Annotated in this window: 12 protein-coding genes and 1 tRNA gene; 8 read left to right on the forward strand and 5 right to left on the reverse strand. The window is 36.7% G+C overall.

What is annotated here, in order from left to right; translation table 11 throughout:
* Positions 1-7 precede the first annotated feature (7 nt).
* From dapB to TEGAF0_RS04585, 3 genes are read left to right on the forward strand one after another with little or no spacing between them, the layout of a single operon-like run.
* The gene (gene dapB / locus TEGAF0_RS04575; protein ID WP_264900430.1) at positions 8-730 is read left to right on the forward strand and encodes a 4-hydroxy-tetrahydrodipicolinate reductase; all 723 of its coding nucleotides are present in this window, start codon (positions 8-10) and stop codon (positions 728-730) included.
* 17 nt (positions 731-747) lie between these two features.
* Positions 748-1,158 carry an RrF2 family transcriptional regulator gene (locus TEGAF0_RS04580; RefSeq protein ID WP_264900432.1) on the forward strand — a complete coding sequence of 137 codons (411 nt, stop codon included), beginning with the start codon at positions 748-750 and terminating at the stop codon, positions 1,156-1,158.
* Between the two features lie 21 nt (positions 1,159-1,179).
* A complete protein-coding gene (locus TEGAF0_RS04585) occupies positions 1,180-1,908 on the forward strand; it encodes a DUF3575 domain-containing protein (protein WP_264900434.1) in 729 nt (242 codons plus the stop codon).
* Between the two features lie 37 nt (positions 1,909-1,945).
* On the opposite strand, the gene TEGAF0_RS04590 is transcribed toward TEGAF0_RS04585, so the two are convergent.
* Entirely contained in the window at positions 1,946-2,896 is a 951-nt protein-coding gene (locus tag TEGAF0_RS04590) for an NAD-dependent epimerase/dehydratase family protein (protein ID WP_264900436.1), read from the reverse strand.
* Positions 2,897-2,983: 87 nt separating this feature from the next.
* On the opposite strand from TEGAF0_RS04590, the gene kdsA reads away from it, so the two are divergent.
* Positions 2,984-3,814 (forward strand): 3-deoxy-8-phosphooctulonate synthase, encoded by an 831-nt coding sequence (gene kdsA / locus TEGAF0_RS04595; protein ID WP_264900438.1) that lies wholly within the window; start codon positions 2,984-2,986, stop codon positions 3,812-3,814.
* 17 nt (positions 3,815-3,831) lie between these two features.
* Here kdsA and TEGAF0_RS04600 read toward each other — a convergent pair whose 3' ends face one another.
* From TEGAF0_RS04600 to TEGAF0_RS04615, 4 genes are all read right to left on the reverse strand, one after another.
* A complete protein-coding gene (locus tag TEGAF0_RS04600; protein ID WP_264900439.1) occupies positions 3,832-5,271 on the reverse strand; it encodes a PAS domain S-box protein in 1,440 nt (479 codons plus the stop codon).
* Positions 5,272-5,518: 247 nt separating this feature from the next.
* Positions 5,519-6,928, reverse strand: coding sequence for a dihydrolipoyl dehydrogenase (lpdA, locus tag TEGAF0_RS04605; protein ID WP_264900440.1), 1,410 nt, complete (start codon positions 6,926-6,928; stop codon positions 5,519-5,521).
* Positions 6,929-6,987: 59 nt separating this feature from the next.
* Positions 6,988-7,809, reverse strand: coding sequence for an SAM hydrolase/SAM-dependent halogenase family protein (locus tag TEGAF0_RS04610; protein ID WP_264900442.1), 822 nt, complete (start codon positions 7,807-7,809; stop codon positions 6,988-6,990).
* Positions 7,810-7,838: 29 nt separating this feature from the next.
* Positions 7,839-8,645 (reverse strand): SDR family oxidoreductase, encoded by an 807-nt coding sequence (locus tag TEGAF0_RS04615; protein WP_264900444.1) that lies wholly within the window; start codon positions 8,643-8,645, stop codon positions 7,839-7,841.
* Between the two features lie 154 nt (positions 8,646-8,799).
* On the opposite strand from TEGAF0_RS04615, the gene TEGAF0_RS04620 reads away from it, so the two are divergent.
* The 4 genes from TEGAF0_RS04620 (at position 8,800) to TEGAF0_RS04635 (ending at position 11,603) form a co-directional block, all read left to right on the forward strand.
* Positions 8,800-8,872, forward strand: a tRNA-Lys gene (locus TEGAF0_RS04620).
* Between the two features lie 305 nt (positions 8,873-9,177).
* The gene (locus TEGAF0_RS04625; RefSeq protein WP_264900445.1) at positions 9,178-10,299 is read left to right on the forward strand and encodes an AAA family ATPase; all 1,122 of its coding nucleotides are present in this window, start codon (positions 9,178-9,180) and stop codon (positions 10,297-10,299) included.
* Between the two features lie 2 nt (positions 10,300-10,301).
* Positions 10,302-10,847 carry a DUF3226 domain-containing protein gene (locus TEGAF0_RS04630; RefSeq protein WP_264900447.1) on the forward strand — a complete coding sequence of 182 codons (546 nt, stop codon included), beginning with the start codon at positions 10,302-10,304 and terminating at the stop codon, positions 10,845-10,847.
* Positions 10,848-10,913: 66 nt separating this feature from the next.
* Positions 10,914-11,603 carry a potassium channel family protein gene (locus TEGAF0_RS04635; RefSeq protein WP_264900448.1) on the forward strand — a complete coding sequence of 230 codons (690 nt, stop codon included), beginning with the start codon at positions 10,914-10,916 and terminating at the stop codon, positions 11,601-11,603.
* Positions 11,604-11,632: the final 29 nt, after the last annotated feature.

An 11,632-nucleotide genomic window follows, 5' to 3' on the forward strand; every position in this document is an offset into this window, starting at 1 on the left:
AACTACTATGAAAATTGCATTAATTGGATACGGCAAAATGGGTAAAGCCATTGAAGCTATTGCCCTGAGCCAGGGTCATGAAGTTGTGCTTAGGATAGACCTTGACAACGCAGCAGATTTTACCAAAGAGAATCTTAGCAAAGCAGATGTGGCTATTGAATTCACCGGACCGCATAGTGCAGTTAACAATATCCGCAAAAGCTTGGAGTTTGGCGTACCAGTAGTTAGTGGTTCAACAGGCTGGCTGGCAGAATGGGATACCGTTGCAGATTTTTGCAAAACCATGGATGGTACTTTAATTTATTCCAGCAATTTCAGCATTGGCGTGAATTTGTTTTTTGAACTGAATAAGTACCTGGCTGCATTAATGGAGAACTATCCTGACTATGATGTTAGCCTGAAAGAAATTCACCATACACAAAAGAAAGATGCCCCCAGCGGCACCGCCATTAGTCTGGCTGAACAAATACTTGCCCTGATTGGGCGCAAGCGTGAATGGACCAACGATATGGCAGCAAAAGAGATTCATCAATTGAATATTCTTTCAGAACGCATTGATCCTGCACCGGGTACACACCACGTAAAATACAGTTCTGCCATTGATGATATTGAAATTATTCACACGGCACACAACAGAACAGGGTTTGCAGGAGGTGCCGTTAAAGCGGCTGAATATGCGGTTGGCAAAAAAGGTATTTACACGATGAAGCAAGTATTGGGCTTATCTTAGTATCAAATTTTAATCCAATGCTATCAAAAAAGACACAATATGCTTTTAAAGCGCTTACCTTTATGGCAGAGCAACAGCATTCAGGTCCTTTTTTAATTGCAGAGATAGCGGACAAAAAGAAAATCCCCCTTAAGTTTTTAGAGTCCATTCTGCTCGAATTAAAAAAAGCAGGCGTTTTGAACAGTAAAAAAGGTAAAGGGGGTGGTTATTTTTTTAATGCAGCTCCTGATACTATTTCACTGGCAACCATCATGCGTTTGCTAGAAGGTCCCATTGCTTTGTTACCCTGCGTAAGTTTGAATTTCTACCAGAAATGCGAGGATTGCAATGAGGCCAAATGCGGTCTGAATAAAATACTCGTTCAGGTAAGAGAGCAGACTTTACAGATATTAGAAAACAAAACCATAACCGACCTGATTATTCCTTAAGTAAACCCACAAACAATCTATATGAAAAAGTTACTTGTACTGGCCATGTTCTTGCCATTTTTGCAAGCAGATGCACAAAAATTAATTGGTGGTAAAAATATCATCAAATGGAACGTAGGATCAATGGCAGCCAGAAACCTACATTTTACTTATGAAAGAAGTTTAACCAAGCGTGTTTCTTTCTCTATCAGTTATAGAACCATGAGCAAGGGCGCTCTTCCATTTAAAGATCAGTTTAAAGAAGCCATTAACAGCAACGATATTAACCTAGATAATTTCCAAATTGGCAATACAGCTATTACACCTGAATTACGCATTTATTTGGGTATGGGCAGAATGAAAGGATTCTATCTTGCCCCTTATGTTCGCTTTGCAACATTCGATTTAGGTGCGCCTATTAAATACACAGCATCTACTACTCCATTGGTAGAGAAAGAAGCTTTGTTTAGTGGAAAAATAAAAAGTACCAGCGCTGGTTTAATGATTGGTTATCAGTTTCAGATTGCAACCAAGTTGGTTTTCGATTTTCAAATTATTGGAGGTCACTACGGAACCAGCAAAGGAGATTTGAATTTTGCATCTTCACTGAATTCATTTGAGCAAACTGAATTAAAGAAGAACCTTGATGAAATTGATGCCAAGCCTTTCAAGTTTACCAATACCGTAAACAGCAATGGTGCACGAATTATATCTGACGGACCTTGGGCTGGTATCAGAGCCGTGAACATTGGTTTGGGAATTCGTTTCTAAGCAACAGACTCAATTGCATTCTAACAAAAAACCTGCGCTATTTGCGCAGGTTTTCCAACATATCTTTCGTCATCAAAGACAAATCGTATTGGGGCTTCCAGCCCCAATCTTTATTTGCAACACTGTCATCAATGCTTTGTGGCCAGCTGTCAGCAATGGCTTGTCTTGAATCTGGTTTGTAACTCATTTCAAACGTAGGGATCTGTTCTTTAATGCTCCCGGCAATTTCTTTTGGAGAGAAGCTCATACCAGCTACATTATAAGAAGTTCTTACAGAAATTTTATCTGCGGGTGCTTCCATTAATTCCATAGTGGCTCTGATTGCATCAGGCATATACATCATCGGCAGATACGTATCTTCAGATAAGAAGCAGGTATACTTTTGCTTCTCAATGGCTTCCAGATAAATTTCAACAGCATAATCAGTTGTACCACCCCCTGGTGCAGACTTATAACTAATAAGTCCCGGATAACGGATACTTCTTACATCCACACCATATCGTTGGTGATAATAATTACACCAAAACTCACCCGCATACTTGCTGATACCATATACTGTAGTGGGTTCAATAATAGTTTGCTGAGGACACAACTGCTTGGGAGAAGTTGGACCAAATACAGCAATGCTGCTGGGCCAGTAAACTTTATGCAGTTTCTCTTCGCGCGCAATATCCAGCACATTCAACAGTCCTTGCATATTCAAATGCCAGGCCAGATTCGGGTTCTTTTCTCCTGTTGCCGACAAAATAGCTGCCAGCAGGTAAATCTGTGTAATGTTTTGACGGATAACCTGAACGTGCAACATTTCCTTGTTCATCACGTCCATGCTTACGTATGGGCCGGTTCCCTTTAATAAAGGGTTTTCTTCTCTTAAGTCAGAAGCAACAACATTGTTGTTTCCGTATTGCTTTCTTAAAGCCAGCGTTAGTTCAACACCAATTTGTCCGCAGGCTCCTATCACTAAAATTTTATCTTTTCTGCTAGGCATGGCAATCAATTGAGGAGCAAAGAAACGAAAAAATGAATGACAATTCCTTTACTTTTGTTTTATTGAATCAAGTACAATCTTTATTATATGTTGCCTAATTTTTTGCAGGATTTATTTAAAAATCAACAATACAATCCCGAATCTTTTTTTCTGATTGCAGGCCCCTGTGTGGTAGAATCTGAAGAAATTGTAATGGAAATTGCAGACACGGTAAGTAAGCACTGTAAAAGACTGGGCATACCTTATGTATTTAAGGCAAGTTATAGAAAAGCCAACAGAACCAGTGCAAGTTCCTTCACCGGATTAGGCGACGAAACCGGCCTTTCCTTAATTAAAAAAGTAGGTGAAACCTATCAGTTACCTACCACTTCAGATATTCATGCGCACGAAGAAGCGGCTATGGCTGCGCCCTTTATAGACATTCTTCAGATTCCTGCTTTCCTTTGCAGACAAACCGACTTACTGGAAGCAGCAGCTGAAACACAAAAAATCGTGAATGTTAAAAAAGGGCAATTCCTCAGTGGAGCGTCTATGAAATTTGCAGTAGAAAAAATTCAGCGTGCAGGCAACCAGCAAATCATGCTTACGGAAAGAGGAAATACTTTCGGATACCAGGACCTGGTTGTTGATTATCGCAACCTACCGATTATGCAAAGCCACGGAGTTCCAGTTATCATGGATTGTACGCACTCTTTGCAACAACCCAATCAAACCTCAGGCGTAACCGGTGGAAACCCCGAAATGATTGGCACCATTGCCAAAGCAGCTATTGCCACTGGCGCAAACGGCTTATTCATAGAAACCCACCCGAATCCATCTGTTGCCAAAAGCGACGGAGCAAATATGTTACCGCTGCAAGTATTGCCTGCATTATTGGAACAACTGGTAAGGTTAAGAGAAGTCGTAGTAAAATTATAATGTTTGAAAATGGTGATTTAACCATTAGAAAAAATACCATCCAGATTATTCGTCTTTTTAACGATACTTCTGATTTGCATATCTAACTCGTTAGCACTTTCAATAAGGTGATCAAAGATTTCCTTGTTCTGAACTGAGTTACTGCTGTTTAATACTTCAATCACACCAAGAATATTCGCTAATGGTCTTCTTACTTCATGAGACTGAATAAAAGCGATATCGCGCAAGACCTTGTTTTGTGTTTTCATTTTTTCCTGCACGGCAATATCATCAGTGATATTACGGTTGGTACCAATTAAACGTATCGGCTTTCCATCGGCAGATTTCTGAGCAATAGCGTGTGCTTCAATGTAACGGATTTTACCGTTAGGCATATTGATTCGATAGATGGCAGAATCAATGGATTTTTTTCCCTCAGCTAATCCAGATAATATCTTCTTCATCATTTCCTTGTCATCCGGATGCATCATTTTCTTGAAGATCTTATATGGAGGAAATGGTGTGTCTTTGGCAAATCCATATAGGTCATACATTTTTTCGTCCCAGAATGTATTGCCATCTGTTAGGTCTACTTCCCAAACACCAATTTGAGCAGAGTCTGTAGCCAGAGAAAGTCTTTCCAGTGTTTCTCTTTGCTCCTGTTCTGCATTCTTACGTTTTGTAATATCATTGTCTGTAGACATGAAACCTATATATGTATTGGCTGCATCAAACAAAGGCTTACCGTTCAATTCCAGCCATACCAATTTATTCCGCTTGTTAACCACTTTTACTTCTTCGGTAAAAGCGAGTTTATTATCGAGTGAATAACGAATTCTTTTCTTGATTTTATCCGTTACTTCTTGTGCACCATCCAGGAAGAAATAGATTTTTTTACCCTTAACTTCTGCTTCCGTATACCCCATGATACGTACAAACCCTTCGTTTACCCAGGTAATATTTTCATCCTTATCGGTTATGACTACCGCATTGGTTGTGTTGTGTGCAACCAATGACAATAAAGCCAGGTCTTCGTCTTCGTGGGTGGACTCTTTTACATATGCCCTGCTCTCGGATAGCTCTGTAGCTTTCTCATTATTGGTTTCTGTAGTAGTAACATCATGGCCTACAGACATAATACCAATTACATTACCCGCCTCATCTTTTACCGCTGAAATTTCCCAATGTGTCCAGAAAAACTCTTCCCCTTCACAAGCTTTTCTTACTGTGATGGAAACGGGCTGAACCGGATGTTTAATGCAGGTTCGCGCAGCTTCATTACAGGCTTTTACGTCTTCTGCATAAACAGTATCCGCAAAATGATTTTGAGTTAGGTCGGTGGAAATATGAGAGAACTTGTGTTGGAACAATGGATTCACGTACAAGAACCTTCCTGATAAGTCAGTGATGACTACAGAAAAAATCAATGAATTCAATAATTGCGTTGGCAGCAATTGATCTACTTTCAATAGACTCATAGGTGTGTACGGTTGCGCTGAATTAGTCTGGGGGGTAAACCAGTCAGCAGGATTACAACGCCAAGATACCAAGTTATCGGCATAAAATATAGCAAAATTAATAAATACCAACTGGTTGGTAGATACAGAGAAGCCAGAAACGTTAAAAACTAGGGAGAACCCAAAATGGTCAAATTAAGGCCAAAAATGAAAAATCCCGGCCATTTGCTGACCGGGATCCCTTTATAACTATAGGCTTATAAAATTCTTAGATATCAATTGCTTCACCATAAGCTGCAGCAGTCGCTTCTTTTAAGCCCTCACTCATGGTTGGGTGCGGGTGAACTGCATTCAGAATTTCGTGTGCAGTGGTTTCCAACTTACGGGCTACAACTGCTTCCGCAATCATTTCCGTTACGTTGGTTCCAATCATGTGGCAACCAAGGAACTCACCATATTTAGCATCATAAATAACTTTTATGAAACCTTCAGTGGCACCGGCAGCACTTGCTTTACCGCTGGCCATGAATGGGAACTTACCCACTTTTATATCATAACCTGCATCTTTCGCAGCTTTCTCTGTATAACCAACACTGGCAATTTCAGGAATGCAATAAGTACATCCGGGGATATTGTTATAATCCATTGCTTCAGGCAAATGGTGGAATTTCTTCTCCATATAACCAATATGCTCTGCAGCGTTAATACCTTCTTTAGCAGCAACGTGTGCCAAAGCCTGACCAGGAGAACAGTCACCAATTGCATAAATACCAGGTACAGATGTCTGCTGGAATTTATCTACAATGATTTTTCCTTTTTCAGTTTTGATACCGTTCTCTTCCAAACCAATGTTTTCAATATTAGCAACCACCCCTACTGCACTCAACAATACATCTGCTTCCAATACCACAACTGACCCGTCTTGTTTTTTAACGGTAGCTTTAACGCCTGCACCGGCAGTATCTACAGATTCAACTGAAGCATTGGTCATGATTTCAATGCCTTGCTTCTTGTATTGCTTTTCCAATTCTTTGGAAATATCTTCGTCTTCAACAGGAACAATTCTTGGCATGAATTCAACGATGGTTACTTTGGTACCCATGCTATTGTATACGTAAGCAAATTCAACACCAATTGCACCGCTACCAACTACAATCAAAGACTTAGGCTGCTCAGGCAAAACCATTGCTTCACGGTAACCAATTACCTTTTTACCATCCTGTGGTAAATTAGGCAATGCGCGGCTTCTACCACCAGTTGCTATAATGATATGTTTACCTTCTACAATTTGTTTGCTACCATCTGCTGCAGTTACCTCAACTTGACCCTTGGCTTTAATTTTACCATAGCCCATGATCACATCAATCTTGTTCTTCTTCATTAAGAATTGAACTCCTTTACTCATTTTGTCTGCAACTCCACGGCTTCTTTTGATTACCGCACCAAAGTCGTGCTGCACGCCTGTTGCGTTGATACCGTAGCTGGCACTATGTTTCATGTAGTCGTACACTTGTGCACTCTTAATAAGCGCTTTGGTTGGGATACAACCCCAGTTTAAACAAACGCCTCCTAAACTTTCCTTTTCAATGATCGCCACTTTAAATCCAAGCTGAGAAGCACGGATTGCTGCGGGGTATCCACCAGGACCACTTCCCAAGACAATTACATCATATGCCATGATAACAGTATTAATTAAAAATGATAAATTAAAGTTTTGTGGATGCGAAAATACTATGTTTATTCAAAGAATACGCGAATGGTCTGGTAAAACCATTTATTTCCATTGGAAACACCTGAACGTTGCATTTGTTCGTTGTATCCCTGCAGTCCAAACAGCCCTGCCATGTTCCCGTTTCTAAGGGCTATTTCAAGGTATCCGGCCGAATTAAACCAGGCAATTTTACCATGTTCTGGCACAGTAGCATAGTTTTCGCTAATTTTCTCAATCACTTCCTGTCGCTTCACTTCAATTTTGAAATTTCTTCCTTTCCGATGCTCTTCAAAGTCTTTCTGAGTGATATTAACCACTACGTTCTCAAAATTGTCTATAAACAGAATCTGTCCCTCAATCCAGTTTTCACCCACGGTGGGCTTCAGCGGATATTTCTCTACCATTTGCTGCGTAACCGATCCCGCAGCGGTAACCCTTCCCTCCTTAAATATCTTAGCCAAAGCAATAGAAATTTCTTGTGTAATAGAGAGCAAACCCGCTTTTTGCTGAATGGGGACGCGAATAATCTGTGCCGGCTTTTCTCCTGTCATCATGGTTATAAGACCATTATCGGCACAAATAATATGCTGCCCCTGGTGATGGGCAATTAAAACATGATTGACTTCATTTTCAAAAACATTCATTAAAACGAGATGAAATGTACCTGCCGGATAAAAGCGAAATGCATTGCTGCAGATATAAGCAGCCAGTGGCAAATTCGTTTGCGACAAATCGTGGGTAATATCCACCAGATTCAAGTCGGGTATGGTTTGCAGGAATTGACCCTTGATGGCACCAACAATAAAGTCTCGTTGGCCAATATCAGAACTCAGGGTCAGTATAGGCATGCGTTATCGTAACGCTAAACCACTAATATTTATTTTACCAATTGCCCATTTTTAAAGAAAAAATTACGCACCAGACGATCTGCCCAGGAAGGGAAGAATTTATTCAGAAACACTGTGCGTTTTCCGGTGAAAGTAAGAACCAGTGTGCGCTTTCTTTTTTCGATTGCTTTGGCAATATGCTGCGCGCATTCTTCGGCAGACATCATTTTATCTTCGTTCATTTTAGACTCTCCATTGGGCAAACCCGATTTATCCAATGCTGCATTACGAATATTGCTGGTAGTAAATCCGGGACAAACCCACATCACATTGGTACCGGAATCCAACAGCTCAGTTCTTAAACTTTCTAACCAGCCATTCACAGCATATTTGGATGCAGAATAACCGCTTCTTCCGGGAAGGCCACGGAATCCTGCGATTGAGGAAACCCCAACAATGGTTCCGTTGTTTTTAAGAATATAAGGCATCGCCAATTTGGTGCAATACACCGTACCCCAGAAATTAATATCCATTACTTTCCGGATGGCATCAAAACTGGCATCTTCTACCAATGAACGCATAGAAACCCCTGCATTGTTGATTAAAATATCGATGGTACCAAATTGTTTAACAACCACCTGAATAAAATTGATACAATCCTGCTCTTTGCTCACATCGGCCGTGTGAATTATCAATGGTTTGCCGGAATTGGCGGATTGCAACTGATATAATTTATCATAATTTCTTCCGCAGGTTGCCACTTTAGCACCAGCATCTAGAAATAAAGTAACCAATGCTTTCCCTATCCCCTCTGAACCTCCGGTAATAACCACCACTTTGTTTTGAAACGCCGACATCTTTTAATTTTGTTTAATTCCATCAAAAATACACCAAAGAAAACTGCAACTGAGAAAGAAAAATTCTAAAATTTTTCAATAAAAATTTGGCTGTGTTTTTATTTATCCTATTTTTGCAACCCAAATTAAAGATAACGGTAACGAAAATCTTTAAGATTCTGTAGCTCAGTTGGTAGAGCAATACACTTTTAATGTATGGGTCCTGGGTTCGAGTCCCAGCGGGATCACAACACAAAAATTAAAACCGTTTAAACACTAAGTTTAAGCGGTTTTTTTTTGAATTGGTGTCAAAAGTTGGTGTCAATTTATACTTTTTTTAAATAATTTCACTAAAATTATTTTATTATTAAGGTAAATTGATAAAATCTCTATCCAATCTAATTAACCAGCAACAAGAATCTTAGCAAATCCCTAAATGAAAAACAGATACGTAAAGTATGAAATTCAATTTACAGATGCAATTGCTACTTATCAATCTGTTGAAAAATTAGATTGATATTTTAATTACTTAAATTGCCTTTAAATCATTGACATGTATAAGAGCTTCAAAATTGAAAACTTTAGAGGAATAAAAAAATGTGAACTCACAGAATTAAAAAGAATAAACATATTCCTAGGGAAAAACAATTGTGGCAAATCAAGCATCTTAGAAGCAATATTTTTATTAACAGGTTATAATAACCCAATCCTTTCTGTCAATATTGATTTATTCAGAAATTTGGGACACAATAAAGAAGAAGACTTTTCATTTATATTCTACAACTTGAATTATGCACTAATTCCAACATTATCTGCCGATTTACAATTAAAACAATCTAATATAAGTTTAGAGATTATCCCAGAAAGTGCTGAAAAAATTCAAAAATCAATTAACACTAGTGAGCTTAAATCAACTTTAAGTCCGTTAACAAATTCAATTGAAAATTCAAATATAGATAATATCAATTCTCTAGTATTTAAAGCTAGTGTAAAACTATTTCACAAAGAAAAAGAAATAATTAGTACAAGCATAATAGCAGAAAAAAAAGATAACCTTTTTAATTTAAAAGTAAAACCTTCAAACAAAAAATTAAATCTAAACATTAAAGGAGTTTTTTTAGGAAATGGCTTTAGAAATCCAACTGAGATTATTCAAAGATTAGATAAAATGATAATCGATAAAAGTAAAGCAGATATTATTTCCAATTTAAAGAATATCGATACAAACATCAAAGATATTGTGACAAGTAATGGATTAGTTTATATTGATATTGGAGCAAATAAGATGATTCCAGCCAACCTAATGGGAGATGGTTTTTTAAAATATTTGGCAATTATTGCAAATATGTATTCTGTAAAAGGACAAGGAATTATTTTAATTGATGAAATTGATAATGGTCTTCACTTTAAGACATTAAAAAACATCCTAAAACTAATACTTAAATCAGCAAAGGAATATGATATTCAAGTTTTTATAACAACACATAGTAAAGAAGTCTTAATGATTTTAAAAAATCTATTTGAGGAAGACACTACAATGTTAAATTATAAAGATGAAATAAATGTGTCAACAGTTTCAAAAAATGAATCTGGAATTTTAAATGTATATAATTATAATTCTGATTCGTTTCATTATGCCATGGAAAACAATATTGAAATAAGAGGAGAATTTTAAATATGCAATATCAAATTTTTACAGAGGGAGATGATATACAATTTATTAAAACATATTGTAACTTTCTTGGTATTGCTGACAAAATTGTTTCATATGTCAAAACAGAAGGATGGACTAAAATACCACTAGTAAAAACAAAGTTTTTAGAGGCCACCAATTCAAATATAACAAATATAGTAATATTTGATGCTGACAATGATATTGATACAAGGAGAATAGAGTTATATAACCAAAGAGATGAATTAAACTTAAAATTTGAACTATTCTTACAACCAAATAATATCGATAATGGCTGTTTTGAAGATTTAGTTTTAAAGATAATCCCTGAACAAAATATACATCTACTTACATGTTTTGATGCCTACGAAAATTGTATAAATTCCCAAAACTTCAATCTAGTACTATCCAAAAAATCGAAGTTTTACGCTTATGTCGAAGCTACAAATCAAAATTCAAAAAAGATACAGTATGATAACAATAACTATTGGAATTTAGAATCAGATTATTTAAATGAATTGAAATCATTTTTAATAAATAACATTATTTAAATAACCAATCATTTTAGTAAAATATAAATGTTCACTATGATTTCTTTAATCAAATAATTAAATATCATGGAACATACTAAAAATAAAAATAATGTTAGCCAACTCAATTTAGTAATAATAATACTATCTATATATGTATTGTTAGCTTTAACGATAGATACGTTTTTTCAACTTCCAAAAGAAGTTTCACGAACACTAAATATTCTAGATAATATTATTTGCATTGTTTTCTTAATAGATTTTTGTATACAACTTTACAAATCAGAAAACAAATTGAAATTTTTAAAATGGGGTTGGATTGATTTAATATCTAGTATTCCTACACTAGATATTATGAGAGCTGGAAGAATGTTACGACTAATAAGGTTACTAAGAATATTGAGAGCTTTTCGTTCAACAAAAAATCTAGTTCATTATATTTTCAAGAATAAAACAAAAGGAGCTTTAACATCCGCATCAATAATTGCTGTTTTAATGATTATATTTTCATCAGTTGCAATTTTGCAGTTTGAAACAAATACCAATAGTAACATAAAAACTGCTGAAGATGCAATTTGGTGGTCATACGTTACTATAACAACTGTTGGGTATGGTGATAAATTTCCTGTAACTACTGAAGGAAGAATTATAGCTGCAATATTAATGACTGTTGGGGTAGGTTTATTTGGAACATTTACAGCCTATTTAGCATCATGGTTTCTTGAACAAACGAAGATTGAACATGAAAATGACGAAAGTAATATCCGAGAAAATTAAATAGTGTTTTATATTATATAATTATTAGT

This window comes from Sediminibacterium sp. TEGAF015, assembly GCF_025997995.1.
In the GTDB taxonomy this organism is placed as follows: Bacteria; Bacteroidota; Bacteroidia; order Chitinophagales; family Chitinophagaceae; genus Sediminibacterium.

Excerpts from the sequence above, each read along its gene's own strand:
- dapB (WP_264900430.1), top strand. The coding sequence starts at position 8 with ATGAAAATTGCATTAATTGGATACGGCAAAATGGGTAAAGCCATTGAA.
- TEGAF0_RS04580 (WP_264900432.1), top strand. The coding sequence starts at position 748 with ATGCTATCAAAAAAGACACAATATGCTTTTAAAGCGCTTACCTTTATG.
- TEGAF0_RS04585 (WP_264900434.1), top strand. The coding sequence starts at position 1,180 with ATGAAAAAGTTACTTGTACTGGCCATGTTCTTGCCATTTTTGCAAGCA.
- TEGAF0_RS04590 (WP_264900436.1), bottom strand. The coding sequence starts at position 2,896 with ATGCCTAGCAGAAAAGATAAAATTTTAGTGATAGGAGCCTGCGGACAA.
- kdsA (WP_264900438.1), top strand. The coding sequence starts at position 2,984 with ATGTTGCCTAATTTTTTGCAGGATTTATTTAAAAATCAACAATACAAT.
- TEGAF0_RS04600 (WP_264900439.1), bottom strand. The coding sequence starts at position 5,271 with ATGAGTCTATTGAAAGTAGATCAATTGCTGCCAACGCAATTATTGAAT.
- lpdA (WP_264900440.1), bottom strand. The coding sequence starts at position 6,928 with ATGGCATATGATGTAATTGTCTTGGGAAGTGGTCCTGGTGGATACCCC.
- TEGAF0_RS04610 (WP_264900442.1), bottom strand. The coding sequence starts at position 7,809 with ATGCCTATACTGACCCTGAGTTCTGATATTGGCCAACGAGACTTTATT.
- TEGAF0_RS04615 (WP_264900444.1), bottom strand. The coding sequence starts at position 8,645 with ATGTCGGCGTTTCAAAACAAAGTGGTGGTTATTACCGGAGGTTCAGAG.
- TEGAF0_RS04625 (WP_264900445.1), top strand. The coding sequence starts at position 9,178 with ATGTATAAGAGCTTCAAAATTGAAAACTTTAGAGGAATAAAAAAATGT.
- TEGAF0_RS04630 (WP_264900447.1), top strand. The coding sequence starts at position 10,302 with ATGCAATATCAAATTTTTACAGAGGGAGATGATATACAATTTATTAAA.
- TEGAF0_RS04635 (WP_264900448.1), top strand. The coding sequence starts at position 10,914 with ATGGAACATACTAAAAATAAAAATAATGTTAGCCAACTCAATTTAGTA.